This is a genomic window from Dactylosporangium sp. NPDC050688 (assembly GCF_040654515.1).
Taxonomy (GTDB): Bacteria; Actinomycetota; Actinomycetes; order Mycobacteriales; family Micromonosporaceae; genus Dactylosporangium.
Window position 1 is genome coordinate 1 of record NZ_JBFAIC010000059.1, and the last position, 17,957, is coordinate 17,957.

Here is a 17,957-nt window from a genome sequence, read left to right on the forward strand (position 1 = left end):
CGACCTCCTTGACCAGCTCGGCGCCGATCTTCTCGTAGGGGTCCTCGAGCTCGATCTCCTTGGCGATGCTCACACCATCGTTGGTGATGGTGGGCACCCCGTAGCCGGTGTCCAGCACGACATTGCGGCCGCGCGGTCCGAGCGTCACCTTGACGGCGTCGGCGAGGGTGTTCATGCCCCGCTCGAGGCCACGGCGAGCATCCTCGCCAAAAACGATCAATTTGGCCATCTGCGTCGTCCTCTACTGGTCGGACCGACCTGTGATGGCTGCTGCATCCCATTCGGTTGGCACTCGCACGTGTCGAGTGCTAACAACGGTTTAGCACCTGCTGGGGTGAAACACAAGGCGCCCCATGCGGATCGGGCGGGGAACCGAACGCCACCCGGTGCGCCCGCGGAGTGGTGCCGCGCTGGGCGCTGAAGTGATGCCGCAACGTGTCCGCGCTGCCGAACCCCGCCCGGCCGGCCACCGCGTCGACCGTCAGGTCGGTGGTCTCCAGCAGCAGCTCCGCCCGCTGCAGCCGCTGCTCCAGCAGCCACCGCAGCGGCGTCGTGCCGGTCGTGGCGCGGAAGTGCCGGGCGAAGGTGCGGCCCGACATGTTCGCCCGGGCCGCGAGCCGGTCCACGGTCAGCGGCTCGTCGAGGTGCTCGACGGCCCAGTCCAGCACGCCGGCAAAGCCGGCGGTCGGGGGGACCGGGTGTTCGACGTACTGCGCCTGGCCGCCCTCGCGGTGCGCCGGCACGACCATCCGCCGGGCGAGCGCGTTCGCGGTCGCCGAGCCGTACAGCCGGCGCACCACGTGCAGGCAGGCGTCGATCCCGGCGGCGGCGCCGGCCCCGGTGACGATCTGGCCCTCGTCGACGTACAGGACGTCCTCGACGAGGTCGACCCGCGGGTGCCGCTGCCGGAACAGCGCCGCGGTCTGCCAGTGGGTGGTGGCGCGGCGCCCGTCGAGCAGTCCGGCGGCGGCGAGCGGGAACGCACCGGAGCAGATCGACAGCAGCAGCGCACCCCGCTCGTGGGCGGCCCGCAGCGCCGCGCCCAGCACCGCCGGCAGCGGCGCGTCGAGGTCGGGCCAGGCCGGCACCGCGACGACGTCGGCGGAGATGATCCGGTCGGGTCCGTGCGGCACGTGGACGTCGAAGCCCGAGCTGGTCGGCACCGGCCCCGGGCGCTCGCCGCAGACGGCGAAGTCGAAGGCGGGCAGCCCGTCACCGGTGCGGTCCAGCCCGAACACCTGGCAGAGAATGCCGAGCTCGAACGTGGCCACGGTGCCGCCGACGAGCGCGGCGACCCGCAGCGGTGGCTGAATCTTCCGGAACACTGGCATTCCTGCCAGTGTCGCATGGACCCCGGCGGCGGCGACAGTCGAAGGCATGGACCTCCGCCACTGCGAACTCGTGGCCGCCCCGCCCGCCACCGGCAGCCAGCGCTGGGCCGGCGCCCCGGCCGCCGTCCTCGACCGGGACGGCACGGTGCTCCTGCTGTACCGGACCCGCGGCGACGGCGACGCCCTCGTGCTGGCCCGCTCGGCCGACGGCGTCCGGTGCACGCCGCTGTTCGAGCTGACCGCCGCGGCGCTGGGGGTCGCCATGGTCGAACGCGCCGCGCTGGTCGGCACCGGCGCCGGTTGGCGGCTGTACGCCAGCTACTGCCCCGCCGACGGCGCGCCGTGGGAGATCGGCGTGCTGGAGGCGCCGCACCTGACCGGCCTGCCGGACGCGACGCTGCGCCGGCTGGCCTTCGGCGGGCCGCTGGAGACGGTGAAGGACCCGATCGTGCACCGCACGGCCGGGGGCTGGGCCGCCTGGGTGTGCGTGCACCCGCTCGACGTGCCGGGCGCGGACGACCGCATGTTCACCAGGTACCTGACCTCCGCCGACGGCCTCGACTGGACCTCGCACGGCACGGTCCTCGCCGCCCGCCCCGGCGGCTGGGACGCCCGCGGCGCCCGCCTGACCTGCGTGCTGCCGGATGGTTCCGGGTACTACGACGGCCGCCGTACCCGCGAGGAGAACTGGCTGGAACGCTGCGGCCGCGCCGTGCCGGTGGACGGCGGGCCGCGGCTCGTGGCCGCCGGTGCGGCACCGGTGGCCGACGTGCGGTACCTGGAGATCCTGGCCCTGCCCGGCGGCCGCCACCGCGCCTACTTCGAGGCCCGCCGCCCCGACGGCGCCCACGAGCTGCGCACGGCCCTGCTGCCGGACCGCGACAGCCCGTGAGGCGACCGCCGCCGGCGCGGGACTACTTGCCGCGGGCCTTGCGGGTGCTGCTGTTGTTCGCTTTCTGGATCGCGTCGACGAGCTCGGCCTTGGTCATCCGCGACCGGCCGCGGATGTCGAGCCGCTTCGCCACGTCGGTCAGATGCTGCTTGCTGGCGTTGGTGTCGACGCCGCCGGCGGTCTTGCCCGGCGATCCGCGGCCCCCGGCGGCCTTCGTGTCGCTGGGGCCCTTCTTGCCGCCGGACTTCGGCTCCCAGTGGTCGCCGACCTTCTCGAACGAGTGCTTCAGGGCGGCGAACGCGGTGCGGTGGGCGCGTTCGCCCTCGCCATAGGTCTCGACCGCCGAGTCGTGCGCGCGGATCCACGTGTTCTGCGCCTTCTTCGGCGAGCGCTGCACCGTGCTCGGCAACTCCTTACGGGCAGGCATGGTCACTCCCTCCATAGGGTCTGGGGATCCCCTGCCCGGTACGGCAGGCGCGAAACGCTCCACGCCGGGCGGCGATCGACTGACGCCCGTCGTTTGCGTCCGCCGGTGCACGGGTAGCGGAGCTGACGGGCCACCGCCCGGCCCGCCGCAGCGTCAGGAGGCCCGCCGTGCTGGATCGCAAGGTTGATCGGATCGCCGACCCGTGGGGGGAACGCACCCCGTACGCGGCGGGCGAGGCGTGGCCGGTCCGGGTCGACGGGTACCTCGCCGGCGGGCTCACCGAGAGCATCGTCGACGGCTGGTTCCAGAGCGCGTCGGTGCTGCACTCCAACGGCGACGCGATGGACGTCGCGGTCAAGGACGGCCGGATCGTCGGCGTGCGGGCCGGGCGGTCGACCGGGTCAACCGTGGCCGGCTCGACCCGAAGGACCTCTACGGCTGGCAGGCCAACCACAGCCGGGACCGGCTGACCCGGCCGCTGGTCCGCGACGGCGACCGGCTGGTGGAGACCGGCTGGGACACCGCGATGGGCCGGATCGTCGCGCGCTCGAAGGCGCTGCTGGACGGGCCCGGCGGGTGGGGGCACTTCGGCTTCTACACCAGCGGGCAGCTGTTCCTCGAGGAGTACTACACCCTCGGCGTGATCGGCAAGGCCGGGCTCGGCACCCCGCACATGGACGGCAACACCCGCCTGTGCACGGCGACGGCCGCCGCGGCGCTGAAGGCGAGCTTCGGCACCGACGGGCAGCCCGGCTCGTACACCGACGTGGACCACTGCGACGCGATCGCGTTGTGGGGGCACAACGTCGCGGAGACGCAGTCGGTGCTGTGGATGCGGATGCTGGACCGCCGGCGCGGCCCGAACCCGCCGGCGATGCTGGCCGTCGACCCGCGCTCGACCGCCGTCACCCGCGAGGCCGACGTGCATCTGGCGGTGCGCGGCGGCACCAACCTGGCGCTGCTGAACGGGCTGCTGCGCGAGGTCGTCCGCCGGGGCTGGGTCGACGAGGCGTACGTGGCGGCGCACACGATCGGCTTCGACGAGCTGTGCGCGGTCGTGGACGCCTACCCGCCGCGGCGGGTCGCCGAGATCTGCGACGTGCCCGCCGCCGGGGTGGAACGCGCCGCGGAGCTGCTCGGCACGGCGCAGCGGCTGCTGTCCACCGTGCTGCAGGGGTTCTACCAGTCCAACCAGGCCACCGCCGCGTCCTGCGCGGTGAACAACCTGCACTTGATCCGCGGCATGCTCGGGCGGCCCGGCGCCGGCCTGTACCAGATGAACGGGCAGCCGACGGCGCAGAACACCCGCGAGACCGGCGCCGACGGTGACCTGCCGGGGCTGCGCAACTGGGACAACCCGGAGCACATCCGCGAGCTCGCCGAGCTGTGGAACGTCGATCCCGCCACGATCCCGCACTGGTCGCCGCCGACCCACGCGATGCAGATCTTCCGGTACGCCGAGCAGGGCTCGATCAAGCTGCTGTGGATCAGCGCCACCAACCCGGCGGTGTCCCTGCCGGACCTGGCCCGGATCCGGCGCGTCCTGGCCCGGCCCGAGCTGTTCGTCGTGGTGCAGGACCTGTACCTGACCGAGACCGCCGAACTGGCCGACGTGGTGCTGCCCGCCGCGACCTGGGCGGAGAAGACCGGCACGTTCACCAGCGTCGACCGCACCGTCCACCTGAGCGAGCGGGCCGTCGACCCGCCCGGCGAGGCCCGCGCCGACCTCGACATCTTCCTCGACTACGCCCGCCGCATGGACTTCCGCGACCGCGACGGCAACCCGCTGGTCCCGTGGAAGGGCCCCGAGGAGGCGTTCGAGGCGTGGAAGGCGTGCTCCGCCGGGCGGCCGTGCGACTACACCGGCATCACCTACGACAGGCTGCGCGGCGGCAGCGGCATCCAGCACCTGTGCCACCGCCTCGCCCAGCAGTGCGACCGCCACGCCGAGCAGCTCGAGCCGTTCGCCCGCCGGTACCGCGAGCACGCCCCGGACGAGCCGGACCGGCTGCACTCCGGCCCGTTCGGCGGCACCCGCACCGGCGGCCTCGGTCTGCTGCGCGACCTGCAGGACCTGTACCTCATGGCCGCCGAGTGCGACATCTGCTGGACCGTGGTCGGCCAGGCCGCCCGCGGCGTGCGCGACGAGGACCTGCTGGGCGTCGTGCAGACCTGCGAGGGCGAGACCGCCACCCAGCTCAAGTGGCTGCGCACCCGCATGAAGCAGGCCGCCCCGCAGGCCCTCGTGGTCGCCGACTGATCTCCGCGGCGAGCATCGCCCCGGAGGTGGTCTCCGGGGCGATGCCGTCGTTGCCGGGTCGGTTCAGCAGGGGCCGTTGCAGGCCAGGACCTTCAGCCGGTCCAGGGCGCCGTTCCACTGGTTGGAGTCGCCGGCGAAGGGGCCGGTGCTGGAGTACTGCCAGAACGACCAGGTGGGGGCGCCGGCGGGCAGGGTGCCCGGGGAGCTGCTGTAGCGGGCGAGCCACAGCGGCGAGTTGGCCCAGAAGCCGCTGTAGTTGCCGGTGCAGGTGCGCCACCAGTCGGTCGTGGTGTAGATGGTCGCCCAGCGGCCGGTACGGGTGTAGTACCGGTTCAGGAACGCCCGGATCCAGCTGACCATGCTCGCCTGCGACAGCCCGTAGCAGGTGGCGCCGTAGGGGTTGTACTCGATGTCCAGGGCTCCGGGCAGGGTCTTGCCGTCCTTGGACCAGCCGCCGCCGTGCGCGACGAAGTAGTCGGCCTGGGCGGCGCCACCGGCGCCGTTCGGCAGGGCGAAGTGGTAGGCGCCGCGGATCATGCCGACGTTGTACGAGCCGTTGTACTGCTGGGCGAAGTAGGGGTTGGTGTAGGACGTGCCCTCGGTGGCCTTGACGTACGCGAACCGGGAGCCGGCGCTCCACTGCGCCGACCAGTTGACGTTGCCCTGGTGACCCGAGACGTCCTGGCCGTAGGTCACGGTGGCCGCCGAGGCCGGGCTGCCGGCCAGGGCCGTGGTGAGCAGGGCGGCAGCGAGGGAGAGGACTGCCAGTGCGCCGAGCCGTCGTTTGGACACGGTGCGCCTCCTTGGGGGGTGTGCTCCGGGGTTGGCAGATAACTTCGCCGATTAGCTCACGATCGTCGGAAACTTTCAATAGGTCGACGTCGAACTATGGCGGAATTCTAAAGTGGCGTTGATCGATGGACACAGCACCTTGACCAGGTGTAGCGTGCCCCGCTGCAAGAAGTTTACAAACTTCTATGCGATCCGAAAGTTGGCACCGGCAGCCGGAGGCACCCATGGTCACTCGTCGCGGCGTCCTGCGTGGCGCCGTCCTGCTCGGCGGCGCCGCGGCGCTGCTCGCTCCCGCCGACCCCGCTGCCGCCGCGGTCGAGCAGCCCACGATCGCCAACTGCGGCAGCTGGGGCGCCAGGCCACCCGCCGGCCCGGTCACCGTCGACCAGTACCGGCCGAACAAGATCATCGTGCATCACACCGCGATGGCCAACTCGACGGACTCCTCGCAGGCGCACGCGTTCCAGAACTCCCGCGACATCCAGGACCTGCACATGGACGGTAACGGCTGGCTCGACAGCGGCCAGCACTTCACCAACAGCCGCGGCGGCTGGCTGACCGAGGGCCGGCACGGCAGCCTGTACGCCCTCCTGCACGGCCAGACGATGGTCCAGGGCGCGCACTGCAAGGGCCAGAACGACCAGGCGATCGGCATCGAGAACGAGGGCACCTACCTGACGGTGCAGCCGCCGGCCGCCCTGTGGAACAGTCTCGTGGCGTTCTGCGCGTTCACCTGCCAGCAGTACGCGATCCCCGCCACGGAGATCTACGGCCACAAGGACTTCAACGTCACCGAGTGCCCGGGGCTGCTGCACGACCGGCTCCCGGAGCTGCGGGCCGCCGTGGCCGCCGCCCTCTGACCCCCGTACCGCGGAAACCAGCCTCGACAGACGGAGTATACCGAGTATTATACCTGTCATGATATCGAGGATGGTGGCGCGATGAGCATCCGGCACGCGTTGTTGGCCCTGCTCAGCGAGGGCCCGAAGTACGGGCTGCAGCTGCGCGAGGAGTTCGAGGCGCGCACCGGCGAGGTGTGGCCGCTCAACGTCGGGCAGGTCTACACCACCCTGCAGCGGCTGGAGCGCGACGGGCTCGTGCAGTCCGACGACGACGCCGAGCCCGGACCGCAGCGGGGCTTCCGGATCACCGCCGAGGGCACGCAGGAGCTGGACGGCTGGCTGCGCACCCCGCCCAACCTGGAGTCGCCGCCCCGCGACGAGCTGGTCATCAAGGTCCTCGTCGCGGTGCGCCTGCACGGCGTCGACGTGCACGAGGTCATCCAGACGCACCGGCGCTACCTGGTCGAGCTGATGCAGCAGTGGACCCGGCTCAAGGAGGAGGAGGGCGACCTCGACCTCGGCCTGGCGCTGGTGGTCGACGCCGAGCTGTACCGGCTGGACTCCGTCGTGCAGTGGCTCGACACCGCCGACGGGCGGCTCAAACGCGCCGCCCTCGAACCTCCCCCGCCACCGTCGCCGGCCACCCCGCAGATCCGCCGCCGGACGGGGGTCAGGCGATGACCGCGGTGCTGGAGCTGCACGGGGTGTCCAAGACGTATCTCGACGGCACCGACGAGGTCCACGCCCTGCGCGACGTCGAGCTCACCGTCGAGGCCGGCAAGATGGTCGCGGTCATGGGGCCCAGCGGGTCCGGCAAGAGCACCCTGCTCACCATCGCCGGCGCCCTCGAGACAGCGACCAGCGGCGAGGTGCTCGTCGCCGGGCAGCCGCTCGCGGCCATGTCCCGCGACGAGCGCAGCCGGCTGCGGCGCCGCGCCATCGGGTACGTCTTCCAGGACTTCAACCTGCTGCCCGGCCTGACCGCGGCGGAGAACGTGGCACTGCCCCTCGAGCTCGACGGGGTCGGCGCCGGCAAGGCCCGCGCCGCCGGGCTGCGCGCGCTGGAGGACCTGGGCCTGGCCGACCGGGCGGCGCGCTTCCCCGACCAGCTGTCCGGCGGTGAGCGGCAGCGCGTCGCGATCGCCCGGGCCGTCGTCGGCGACCGGCGGCTGCTGCTCGCCGACGAACCCACCGGCGCCCTCGACTCGGCCAACGGCGAGACGGTGATGCGGATGCTGCTCGCCGCCTGCAAACGGGGCCTCGCCGCGGTCGTGGTCACCCACGACGCGCAGCTCGCCTCGTGGGCCGACCGGGTCGTGTTCATCCGCGACGGGCGCATCGTGGACCGCACGGCGCCGCGCCCCGGCCCGGAGTCCCTGCTCACCGGCGAGCCGGCCCGGTGAGCGTCGCGGTGCAGGACCGGCCGCTGGTCCTCGGCGGCGGCCACGGCGGGCTGCCCGCGAGGCGGGCCGTGATCCGCTGGGCGTGGCGGCTGTTCCGCCGCGAGTGGCGGCAGCAGTCACTGGTACTGACGATGGTCGCGCTCGCCGTCGCGGCCACCACGGTCGGGCTCGGGTTCGCCGGCAGCGCGGCGGACCCGCAGGCCGCCACGTTCGGCACCGCCAACCGCATCGCCACGCTGGGCAGCACCGGCGCGCAGGCCGACGCCGACGTCGCCGCGCTGCGGGCCGCCTTCGGCACCGTCGAGGTCATCGACCACCAGACGATCCCGGTGCCCGGTTCGGCGAGCGGGATCGACCTGCGCGCGCAGGACCCGCACGGCCCGTTCGGCCGGTCGATGCTGCGGCTCGGCAGCGGCCGGTACCCGCAGGGCCCCGACGAGGTCGCAATCACAGAGCAGGTCGCCACGCTGTTCCGGCTGACCGTCGGCGGCACCTGGGACCAGGGCGGGCGGCGGCGCACCGTGGTCGGCCTGGTGGAGAACCCGTTGAACCTGCGCGACCGGTTCGCGCTCGTCGCCCCCGGCCGGCTCGCCCCCGCCGGACGGACCAGCGTGCTGCTGCGCGTCACCGACGCACAGTTCCGCAGCGTGCGCCGCCCCGACGGGATGGTGACCCAGCAGCGCAACGAGCAGCAGGACCCCGCCACGCTCGGCGTGCTCATGCTCGCCACGGTCGGGCTGCTGTTCGTCGGCCTGCTCGCCGCGGCCGGGTTCACGGTCATGGCGCAGCGCCGGATGCGGTCGCTCGGCATGCTCGGCGCCATCGGCGCCAGCCACCGGCACGTCCGGCTCGTCGTCGTCGCCAACGGCGCGGTCATCGGCGTCGCCGGCGCGCTCACCGGCGCGGCGGCCGGGTACGCCGCCTGGGTGTCGCTCGGTCCGCTGATGGAGCCGCTGCTCGCCCACCGCGTCGACCGGTTCCACCTGCCGTGGCTGCCGCTGCTCGGCATGGCGCTGCTCGCGATCGTCACCGCCGTCGGCGCCGCCTGGTGGCCGGCCCGCGCCGCCGCCCGGGTCCCCGTCGTCGCGGCGCTGTCCGCGCGACCCGTCCCGCCCCGCCCCGCCCACCGCTTCGCGCTCCTCGGCGTGGTGCTGCTGGCCGCCGGGCTCGGCGCGATCGTCGCATCCCGCGGCGACAGGGCGCCGTACATCGTCGGCGGTGTCCTCGGCATCGCCGCGGGGCTGCTGCTGCTCGCCCCGATGGGCATCGCCGGCGCCGGCCGGACCGCCCGGTTCGCGCCGCTGGCACCCCGGCTCGCGCTGCGCGACCTGGCCCGGTTCCGGGCCCGCTCCAGCGCGGCGCTCGCCGCGATCACCCTCGCCGTGGGCATCGCCGCCACCATCGCGCTCAGCGCCGCCGTCGCCGTGGCCAAGGCCGCCGTCCCCGCCGGCGGCAACATGCCCGCCGACCAGCTGATCGTCTGGCTGGGCCCCGGCGGTCTCGACGGGCCCGTGCCGTCGCTGACACCCGAACAGCAGACCGCCGCGCGGCAGCAGGTCGACGCGATCGCCGCCGCCCTGCACAGCACGTCGGTGCTGCCGCTGCAGGCCGCGATGGACCCGGACACCCCCGAACCCGGCGGCGCCGAGGGCCGCGGCCGGCCGGTGCAGCAGATGGGCCGGCCGAGCCTCGAGACGGTCGACGGCCGCACCCGGCGGCACTACAGCAGCGACGACGCAGACCCGCTGTTCGTGGCCACCCCGGAGCTGCTGCGCCACTACGGCATCGACCCGACCGGCATCGCCGCCGACACCGACATCGTCAGCTGGCGCGCAGGCTACGACGGGTACGACATCTTCCCCAGCCGGAACTCCGGCTGGAAGCCGAAGGTGCAGCAGGCGGACCTGCCGACGTACACGTCACTGCCCGGCGCCCTGATCACCGCCCACGCCATGGACACCCTGAAACTCACGGCGGTGCCCGGCGGCTGGCTGATCCACGCCCCGGACAGGCTCACCCAGCGGCAGATCGACCGGGCGGAGCAGACCGCCTCCGCCGCCGGGCTCAACATCGAGACCCGCCCGACCGGCGCGGACACGGCCCGGGTCGCCGCGTACGCCACCGCGACCGGCATCGCCCTCGCCCTCGGCGTGCTCGCCATGACCGTCGGGCTGATCCGCGCCGAAACCGCCCGCGACCTGCGCACCCTCACCGCCGCCGGGGCGCCGCGCCGCACCCGCCGGGCGCTGACCGCCGCGACCGCCGGCTGCCTCGCCCTGCTCGGCGCGGTCATCGGCACCGCCGGCGCGTACCTGGCGCTGCTCGCCTGGCACCACCGCGCCCTGCACTGGCTCGGGCACCCACCGGCGGCGAGCCTGCTGGCCATCCTGATCGGCCTGCCGGCGGTGGCGTACGCGGGCGGCTGGCTGCTGGCCGGGAAGGAGGCACCGGCCGTGGCCCGCCAGCCGCTGGACTGACCGCGCCGGCACCGGTGACTTTTCCGGCCGGGAACCGTCTGTACCCGCATGAGACAACAGCGGGCGCGGGCAGTACCGGGCGCACGGGATCACGCTGCTGTCGGTGCTCGGCGGCACGGTCTCGCGCATCGTGGTGTTCAACGACGGGGCGCTGTTCCCGGCGTTCGACCTGCCACGCACAGCGGCGGTCCGGGCAGGTTCACGGGCGCAGCGTGAGGCCCGCCGGTAGGTGCAGGGCGGCCTCGTCCAGCCGCAGCCCGGCGAGCACCGCCCGCCACCTGCCGTGGTACGCCGCGGCGGCGGCGGCGTCGCCGGAGGCGGCCGCGACCCGGTCGAGGCGGGCCAGGCCGCGGGCGGTCTGCACCGTCGCGCCGATGCGCTGCCAGATGTCCACGGCCTGGTGCAGGGCGGCGGTCGCGTCCGCCCAGCGGCCCTCGGCGGCGGCCAGGTCGCCCAGGGCGCGCAGGGTCTCGGCGTGGCCGTCGGGGCGGTCGACCCTGCGGTGCACGGCGAGGGCCCGCTCCAGCCGCTGCGCAGCCTCGGCCGGGCGGCCCTGCCCGATCGCCACGTCGGCGAGCGCCTGCTCGATGTACGCGGTGCCGAGGTCGTCGCCGACGGCGTGGCTGGTCTCCAGCGCGGCGGCGAGGGCGTGCCGGGCCTCGTCGAGCCGGCCGGCGGCGGTGAGGGCCAGTCCGTAGTGGTACCGGCGCAGCGCCGCGCGCAGCGACCCGGCCGGGGACCCTTCGACGGCGAGCGCCTCCTCCAGCAGCGACACGGCCGCCGCGGCGTCGCCGGTGTCCCAGCGGGCGAAGCCGAGGGTGTCCAGGGTCTCGCCGAGCAGCGGGCCCGCAGCCGCCCGGCCGCGGGCGGTGGCGACCGCGCGTTCCAGGCAGTCGAAGGCCTCGTCGAAGCGGCCGAGGCGCAGCTCGGCGAGGCCGGCGTTGCGCAGGGCGAGCACCTGCAGGTCCACGTCGCCGAGCGCGGTGGCGACGGCGAGCTGTTCGGCGGCGACGGCCGGCAGCCGGGGGTGCTCGTCACGCTGCAGGTGCGCCTTGAACAGCGCGTCGAGCAGCTTGGCCAGCGGCCGGTGCGCGCCGCCGGTCCGCGCGCCGCAGATCGCCGTGTGCAGCGTGTGCTCCCAGTCGTCGACGTAGCCGCGGTTGCCCAGGAACGTCGACATCCGCAGGGCGAGGGCGACGGCGACGGCCGGCAGGTGCGCGGCGGCGGCCTGGTCGACCGCGGCGACCAGGCCCGCGCGTTCGGTCTCGAACCAGTCCAGGGCGCCGGCGCGCACCGCCCGCGCGCCGTCCTCGGGTGGCGCGACGCGCGGGTCGGTGGCGCCGGTGGCGTCGCCGAGCAGGTCGTCGGCCGCACCGGCCAGCGCGAGCCAGCCGTGCAGCAGCCGGTGCAGGGCCCGGTCCCGTTCGGCCGGTGCCTCGTCGGCGCGGTGGCGTTCCCGGGCGTACTCGGCGACGAGCTCGTGCAGCCGGAACCGGTCCTGCCCGGCGGCGTCCCGGCCGAGCGGCTCCACCAGGTGGACCTCGGCGAGCTGGTCGAGCACCGTGCGGGCGTGCCGGGCGGGTGCGTCGAGCAGCGCCTGCGCGACCCACTGCGGCCAGTCGGCGGCGGTGACCAGGCTCAGCCGCAGCAGCAGCCGCCGCGCGCCGGCGGGCAGCGCGTCGTGGCTCAGGGCGATGCTGGCCCGCACGTCGAGGTCGCCGACGGTGAGCTCGTCGAGCCGGCCGCGCTGCACGGCCAGGCGGCGGCGCAGCTCGTCGAGGGGCGTGCCGGGCCGCACGGCGAGCCGGGCCGCCACGATGCACACGGCGAGCGGCAGCCCGCCGCAGAGCCGCACGATCTCCCGCGCGGCCGCCGGGTCGGCGGCGATACGGGCCTCGCCGGCGCCGGTGGCGAGCAGCCGGATCGCGTCGGCGGCCGGCAGCGCCGGCACCACGAACCGGGCCACGTGCAGCAGCGCCGCGAGCTGCCGGCGGGAGGTCACCAGGACCCCGCCGGTCCCGGTCAGCAGCGGCCGCAGCTGCGCCTCGTCGGCGGCGTCGTCGAGCACCACCAGCATCCGGGCGGCGGCGAGGTGGCTGCGGTACAGCATGACCCGCTCCTCCGGGTCGGCGGGCAGGTCGGCGGCCGGGACGCCGAGCGCCCGCAGGAACCGTTCCAGGATCCGGTGCGGGTCGGCCGGGGTGTCGTGGCTGCCGCGCAGGTCGGCGTACAGCTGCCCGTCCGGGTACGCGGTACTCAGCCGGTGTGCCGCGGCGACGGCCAGCCCGCTCTTGCCGACCCCGCCGGGGCCGACCAGCAGCACCACCGGCGCGCCGGCACCGTCGAGGCGGCCGGTGATCTCGTCGAGCAGCGCGCCGCGCCCAGCCAGCTCGACCGCCGGCGGCAGCTGCCGCGGCACCGGCCGGGCGGGTGGTGCGGGCGGCTGCGCGACCGGCCGGCCGCGCAGGATGAGCCGCTCCGTGGCGCGCAGCATGGGTCCCGGTTCCATGCCGACGTCGTCGACGAGGCGCCGGTACGCGCGGCGGTAGACGGCGAGCGCCTCGGCCCGCCGGCCGACGCCGGCCAGGGCCAGCATCTGGTGGCGGTACAGCCGTTCCGCGTACGGGTGCGCGGCCAGCAGCGGCTCGACCTCGCGCAGGACGGTGTCGTGGCCGCCGAGGGCCAGCGCGGCGTCGAGCTTGACCTCCGCCGCGGCGAGCCGCTCCCGGTGCAGTGCCTCGCGGACCGCGGCGGTGGACGGGCCGTCGAGGTCGGCGAGGGCGGGCCCGCGCCACAGCGACAGCGCGCGGTCCAGCAGGGCCAGCGCGGCGGTGTGGTCGCCGGACCCGGCCGCGGCCCTGCCGCGTCCGGTCAGCGCGCGGAACTCCGCCAGGTCCAGCCGGTGCGGTCCCAGGCGCAGCGTGTACCCGGTGGGGCGGGTCTCGATGAGCGCGGGGTCGATGGCCCGGTACCGGCGGCGCAGCCCGCTGACCAGGTTGTGCAGCTGGGCCTTCGCGGAGCCCGGCGGGTCCTGCCACAGCGTGGCGATCAGCAGGTCGGTGGGGCTGAGCCGGTCGGCGTCGATGAGCAGGGAGGCGAGCACCAGCCGGGCACGCCCGCTGCCGCCGGGCAGCAGCCGGCCCTGATCGCGGACCTCGACCGGCCCCAGAAGTCCGAATTGCACAGCCCATTGATACCGCACCGCACCGCTAACAACCCGCTAACAACGACCTGATCGGGGCGCTGCGGCTCGGTTACGCTCGCCCGCACTGCCCGCAGCTGAGGAAATGGTGAGAGATTTCGTGTCGACGGACGGGGGCCCGTGCTACGTCGGTCCGGCGGACGCGCTGCAGCGCTACGAGCTGGTGGAGCGGCGTGCCGCCGGGGGCGAGGGCGAGGTCTGGCTCGCCCGTGAGCATCACGGCAGCGAGTCGTTCCGGTACGCGGTGAAGATGATCCGCATCGATGACGACTCGGTCGCCGAGCGGCAGCTGGAGGATCTGCGGCTGCAGGCGGCGCTCGCCACACAGGTGGAGCACCCGGCGCTGGTGAAGGTGAAGGACGTCTTCGTCGGCCCGCCGCCGCACACCGCGGGCGAGGAGGCCACCGGCGGTCGCCGGCTCTACTTCGTCATGAAGTGGATCGAAGGACGCAACCTGCAGGAGGCGCTGGAGCGCGGCGAGGTCCGCGGCCTGGACGTGCTCGCGTCGCTGGAGCACGTCGCGGAGGCCGTCGACCACCTGCACAGCGGCCGCGACACCAACGGCGCCGCGGTGATCCACCGCGACATCAAGCCGGCGAACGTCCTGCTCGCCGCCGACGGCCGGGTGTACCTGGTGGACTTCGGGCTGGTCCGGCTGCGCAGCACCGACCGGACCTCGCGGATCTTCGGCACCGCGCCGTTCATGGCCCCGGAGTCCCTCGCGCGTGGCGAGTACACCCCGGCGACCGACCGGTACACGCTCGGCGCGACGGTCTACTACGCGGTGACCGGCGAGGCGCCGGTGGCCGGTGACGTCGACGGCATGACCCGGCGGCTCGCCGCGGCGCTCGGGCCGGGCCACGACCGGGAGATCCGCGGCATCGTGGCGATGCTCGCGATCCAGCCCGACGCGCGGCCGGCCTCGGCCGCCGGCTGGATCCGCGCGCTGCGGGCGGCGCCGCTGCAGACCACGGCGGGCCTGGGCCTCTCGGCGCTGCCGCCGACCACCGGCCCCGGCTACGCGTCGCCGCCCACCACCGGTCCGGGGTACCAGCCACCGCCGCGGCCCACGTCCGGCGCCGGGTTCTCGCCGGTCGGGCCGTCGAGCGGCGCGGCGGCGGGCTACCCGCTGCCGCCCGGTTCGTTCGCCGGCGCGCCGGCGTCGCCGCGGCCGGTCGACTACCCGATGCCGCCGACGGCACCGCCCGGCGGGCCCCTGGGTGCCGGGCAGCCGAAGACCAGCACCGGCAGGGCCCTGCTGGTGACCATGGGCGTGGTGCTGACGCTCGTCGCCGGCTGCTGCTTCTCCCTGTACAAGTTCGGCTCGTCGCTCGACGGTTCCGGCGGTGGTGGCCCCGGCTCGGGACGGCCCGGCGCCACCCGCTCGTTCGACAAGAGCCGGCCACCGCCGCCGGTCACGGAGCTGCGCTCGGCGCTGGTGTCGGTCGGCGACATCGCGGCGGTCATGAGCGCCTCGCCGAACACGGTCGAGTCCCGCACCGAGAACTCCTACCTGCGGGGCGGACTGTCCAAGCTGGAGCTGTGCGCCGACGGCGCGGTCGCCGGGGACGCCATCGCCGGCGCCGAGACCAACAACTTCAAGGTGACCGGCGCCCAGGGGTACCCGTTCGTGGGCTCGGCGGTGGCGGGCTTCTACAGCGACGAGGCGAAGGTCTTCTTCACCACGCTGCGCACCACGGCGGCCCGCTGCGGCTGGTCGGAGATGCAGACGGCGAAGCTCGGCGAGGAGAGCCTCGGCATCTTCTCCGACAACGGCGACAGCGACAAGGTCGCGATCGTCTTCGTCCGCAGTGGTCAGGTCGTCGTCGAAGTCGCGGTGACCGGGGCGTACTTCCTGGCCGGCACCCGCGGCAGCTACCAGTCCGACGCGATCCAGCTCGCCACGGCGATGGCGAAGCGGCTGCCGAAGGCCGGCTCGTGACGGCGCTGCTGATCGGCACCCCCGACGGAGTACGCCGCATCGGCCCGGAGGAGCAGGTGCTGCGCATCGGCCGGGACCCGCTGTGCCGGATCGTGATCGAGGACCCCCGGGTGTCCCGCGAGCACGTCGAGGTGCGGTTCGGGGCCGGTGGCTGGCGGCTGCGCGACCTGGGCAGCCGCAACGGCACGTACGCCGCGGGCGCGCGGGTGGACGAGCTCGACCTGGCGCGGCCGTACCAGATCCGGCTGGGCGCCGTCGACGGCCCTTCGCTGACCCTGCGCCCGGAGCACGCGGCGCCGCCGGAAACCGTGGCGGCCGCACCGGGTCCCGCCGCACCGGGCGCCGCTGCGGCTGGCGGCGCTGCGGCTGGCGGCGCTGCGGCTGGCGGCGCTGCGGCTGCGTCTGGGCCGCGGTTCGAGGCGGGCCGGGTGCCGTCGGCGACCTACCGCGCGGCGGACCGCACGCGGATCGGGCGCGCCCCGGACAACGACATCGTCCTGGCCGACCTGCAGGTGTCGCGGTACCACGCGGACCTGGTGCGCACCGAGGGCGGGCTGCGGCTGGTCGACCTCGGCACCCGCAACGGCACGTTCGTCAACGGCCGCCGGGTCAGCGACGCCGACCTGCGCTCCGGCGACCTGCTGTCGTTCGGGCGGCACCAGCTCGTCGTGGACGGCACGCAGCTGCGCGAGTACGTCGACACCGGCCGGGTCTCGCTGCGCGTGCAGGGGCTGGGCGTCACGGTCGCCGGCGGCAAGCGGCTGCTCGACCGCGTCGGCTTCGAGCTCGGCGAGTGCCAGCTGCTCGCCGTCGTCGGGCCGAGCGGGGCCGGCAAGTCGACGCTGCTGGGCGCGCTGACCGGGTACCGCCCGGCGAACGAGGGCGCGGTCGTCTACCAGGGCCGCGACCTGTACGCCGAGTACGACGACCTGCGCCAGCGGATCGGCCTGGTGCCGCAGGACGACATCCTGCACGCCGCGCTGAGCGTGCGCCGGGCCCTGCGGTACGCCGCGGCGCTGCGCTTCGGCTCCGACGTCACGCCGGCCGAGCGGGAGCAGCGCATCGACGAGGTGCTCGGCCAGCTCGGCCTGACCGGCCACGCCGACCAGCGCATCGACACCCTGTCCGGCGGTCAGCGCAAGCGCACCTCGGTGGCGCTGGAGCTGCTCACCGAGCCGTCGCTGCTGTTCCTCGACGAGCCGACCTCCGGGCTGGACCCGTCGCTGGACCGGGACGTGATGCTGAGCCTGCGCGACCTCGCCGACCGTGGCCGCACCGTCGTCGTGGTCACGCACAGCCCGTTGCACCTCAACGTCTGCGACCGGGTGCTGGTGCTCGGCCGGGGCGGCAAGGTCGCGTACTTCGGCCCGCCCGGCGAGCTGCTGGCGTTCTTCGGCGCCGAGGAGTACGCCGACGTCTTCAAGCAGGTGTACGACGACCCGGACCGCTGGGCCGCGCGGTACGCCGTCACGGTGACCCCGCCGGCCCCGAGCACCGGCGCTGCGTCCGGCGGGCCGGCGCCGGTGCCGGCTGAGCCACCGCCACCCCGGCAGAGCTGGTGGCGGCAGCTGACGATCCTGACCCGGCGGATGGCCGCCGTGACGCTCGCCGACCGGATGTACGCGGCGCTGCTGCTCGGGTTGCCGCTGGGCCTGGCCGCGCTGCTGTACGTGATCCCCGGCGACGACGGCTTCGCCCGGCCGGGCAACCCGCTCGGGCGCAGCGCGGAGGCGGCGCAGCTGACCGTCGTGCTCATCATCGGGGCGGTGTTCTTCGGGCTCGCCGGCGGCGTGCGGGAGCTGGTCCGGGAGCGCCCCGTCTACCGCCGGGAACGCGCGGTCGGGCTCGCCCCGGGCGCGTACCTCGGCTCGAAGCTGCTCGGGTTCGCCGCGGTGAACGGGGTGCAGGCGGCGCTGTTCGTGCTCGTGGGGCTCGCCGGGCGGCCCGGGGCGCAGGAGGCGCTGGCGCTGCGCTGGCCGCTGCTGGAGCTGATCGCGGTCGTGTGGCTGACCGCGCTGGTCTCCACCGTGACCGGCCTGCTGGTCAGCGCCTACGTGTCGACCGGTGAGCAGACGATGCCGGTCCTCGTGGGGCTGGTGATGGCGCAGCTGGTGCTGTGCGGCGGCCTGTTCGCGGTGGTCGGCCGCGCCGGCGTCGAGCAGCTGTCGTGGCTGGCCCCGGCGCGGTGGGGGTACGCCGCGGCGGCGGCCACCGTCGACCTGCGCGCGCTGGCGCTGGACCCGAGCGCGGACGCGCTGTGGCGGCACACCGCCGCGGCGTGGTGGTGGGCGATGGGGGTCCTCGCCCTGCAGGGGGTGGCGGTCACCGGCGCCGGCAGGTGGGCGCTGCGGCGCCACGAGCCGGGCCGTTGACGGCCGGAGAAGGGAGG

At 74.8% G+C, this 17,957-nt stretch carries 14 protein-coding genes; 9 read left to right on the forward strand and 5 right to left on the reverse strand.

Annotated features, from left to right (window positions below; genetic code table 11):
* A partial coding sequence (locus AB0H83_RS38785; protein WP_360104252.1) for a TCP-1/cpn60 chaperonin family protein occupies nt 1–229 on the reverse strand: 229 nt, incomplete at its 3' end.
* 79 nt (nt 230–308) lie between these two features.
* Entirely contained in the window at nt 309–1,331 is a 1,023-nt protein-coding gene (locus AB0H83_RS38790) for a helix-turn-helix domain-containing protein (RefSeq protein ID WP_360104254.1), read from the reverse strand.
* A gap of 46 nt (nt 1,332–1,377) precedes the next feature.
* Between AB0H83_RS38790 and AB0H83_RS38795 the strand changes: the two genes are divergently transcribed.
* Nucleotides 1,378–2,223 carry a hypothetical protein gene (locus tag AB0H83_RS38795; RefSeq protein WP_360104257.1) on the forward strand — a complete coding sequence of 282 codons (846 nt, stop codon included), beginning with the start codon at nt 1,378–1,380 and terminating at the stop codon, nt 2,221–2,223.
* 22 nt (nt 2,224–2,245) lie between these two features.
* Here the strand turns inward: AB0H83_RS38795 and AB0H83_RS38800 are convergent, their stop codons facing one another.
* Nucleotides 2,246–2,650 carry a ChaB family protein gene (locus AB0H83_RS38800; RefSeq protein ID WP_360104260.1) on the reverse strand — a complete coding sequence of 135 codons (405 nt, stop codon included), beginning with the start codon at nt 2,648–2,650 and terminating at the stop codon, nt 2,246–2,248.
* 167 nt (nt 2,651–2,817) lie between these two features.
* Here AB0H83_RS38800 and AB0H83_RS38805 point away from each other — a divergent pair, with 167 nt between their 5' ends.
* Nucleotides 2,818–3,120: a hypothetical protein gene (locus AB0H83_RS38805; protein ID WP_360104263.1), complete on the forward strand. Its 303-nt coding sequence runs from the start codon at nt 2,818–2,820 to the stop codon at nt 3,118–3,120.
* Between the two features lie 32 nt (nt 3,121–3,152).
* Entirely contained in the window at nt 3,153–4,910 is a 1,758-nt protein-coding gene (locus AB0H83_RS38810) for a molybdopterin-dependent oxidoreductase (protein ID WP_360104266.1), read from the forward strand.
* 63 nt (nt 4,911–4,973) lie between these two features.
* Here AB0H83_RS38810 and AB0H83_RS38815 read toward each other — a convergent pair whose 3' ends face one another.
* Nucleotides 4,974–5,702 carry a lysozyme gene (locus AB0H83_RS38815; protein ID WP_360104269.1) on the reverse strand — a complete coding sequence of 243 codons (729 nt, stop codon included), beginning with the start codon at nt 5,700–5,702 and terminating at the stop codon, nt 4,974–4,976.
* 224 nt (nt 5,703–5,926) lie between these two features.
* Here AB0H83_RS38815 and AB0H83_RS38820 point away from each other — a divergent pair, with 224 nt between their 5' ends.
* The 4 genes from AB0H83_RS38820 to AB0H83_RS38835 all read left to right on the forward strand — a co-directional run bounded on the left by AB0H83_RS38820 (nt 5,927) and on the right by AB0H83_RS38835 (nt 10,424).
* On the forward strand, nt 5,927–6,562 hold the full coding sequence (locus AB0H83_RS38820; protein ID WP_360104272.1) for a peptidoglycan recognition family protein: 636 nt from the start codon (nt 5,927–5,929) through the stop codon (nt 6,560–6,562).
* Nucleotides 6,563–6,643: 81 nt separating this feature from the next.
* A complete protein-coding gene (locus AB0H83_RS38825) occupies nt 6,644–7,225 on the forward strand; it encodes a PadR family transcriptional regulator (protein WP_360104275.1) in 582 nt (193 codons plus the stop codon).
* Nucleotides 7,222–7,947 (forward strand): ABC transporter ATP-binding protein, encoded by a 726-nt coding sequence (locus tag AB0H83_RS38830; protein WP_360104278.1) that lies wholly within the window; start codon nt 7,222–7,224, stop codon nt 7,945–7,947. The genes AB0H83_RS38825 and AB0H83_RS38830 overlap by 4 nt, the downstream gene beginning before the upstream one ends.
* The gene (locus AB0H83_RS38835; protein ID WP_360104281.1) at nt 7,944–10,424 is read left to right on the forward strand and encodes an FtsX-like permease family protein; all 2,481 of its coding nucleotides are present in this window, start codon (nt 7,944–7,946) and stop codon (nt 10,422–10,424) included. The genes AB0H83_RS38830 and AB0H83_RS38835 overlap by 4 nt, the downstream gene beginning before the upstream one ends.
* 199 nt (nt 10,425–10,623) lie before the next feature.
* Here the strand turns inward: AB0H83_RS38835 and AB0H83_RS38840 are convergent, their stop codons facing one another.
* Nucleotides 10,624–13,608 carry a BTAD domain-containing putative transcriptional regulator gene (locus AB0H83_RS38840; RefSeq protein ID WP_360104284.1) on the reverse strand — a complete coding sequence of 995 codons (2,985 nt, stop codon included), beginning with the start codon at nt 13,606–13,608 and terminating at the stop codon, nt 10,624–10,626.
* A gap of 118 nt (nt 13,609–13,726) precedes the next feature.
* On the opposite strand from AB0H83_RS38840, the gene AB0H83_RS38845 reads away from it, so the two are divergent.
* Nucleotides 13,727–15,568: a protein kinase gene (locus AB0H83_RS38845; RefSeq protein ID WP_360104286.1), complete on the forward strand. Its 1,842-nt coding sequence runs from the start codon at nt 13,727–13,729 to the stop codon at nt 15,566–15,568.
* Nucleotides 15,565–17,940 (forward strand): FHA domain-containing protein, encoded by a 2,376-nt coding sequence (locus AB0H83_RS38850; protein WP_360104289.1) that lies wholly within the window; start codon nt 15,565–15,567, stop codon nt 17,938–17,940. The genes AB0H83_RS38845 and AB0H83_RS38850 overlap by 4 nt, the downstream gene beginning before the upstream one ends.
* The last annotated feature ends 17 nt before the right edge of the window (nt 17,941–17,957 follow it).

What these genes read in the sequence shown, in the direction of transcription:
- AB0H83_RS38790 (WP_360104254.1), bottom strand. Translation starts at nt 1,331, where the DNA reads ATGCCAGTGTTCCGGAAGATTCAGCCACCGCTGCGGGTCGCCGCGCTC.
- AB0H83_RS38795 (WP_360104257.1), top strand. Translation starts at nt 1,378, where the DNA reads ATGGACCTCCGCCACTGCGAACTCGTGGCCGCCCCGCCCGCCACCGGC.
- AB0H83_RS38800 (WP_360104260.1), bottom strand. Translation starts at nt 2,650, where the DNA reads ATGCCTGCCCGTAAGGAGTTGCCGAGCACGGTGCAGCGCTCGCCGAAG.
- AB0H83_RS38820 (WP_360104272.1), top strand. Translation starts at nt 5,927, where the DNA reads ATGGTCACTCGTCGCGGCGTCCTGCGTGGCGCCGTCCTGCTCGGCGGC.
- AB0H83_RS38825 (WP_360104275.1), top strand. Translation starts at nt 6,644, where the DNA reads ATGAGCATCCGGCACGCGTTGTTGGCCCTGCTCAGCGAGGGCCCGAAG.
- AB0H83_RS38830 (WP_360104278.1), top strand. Translation starts at nt 7,222, where the DNA reads ATGACCGCGGTGCTGGAGCTGCACGGGGTGTCCAAGACGTATCTCGAC.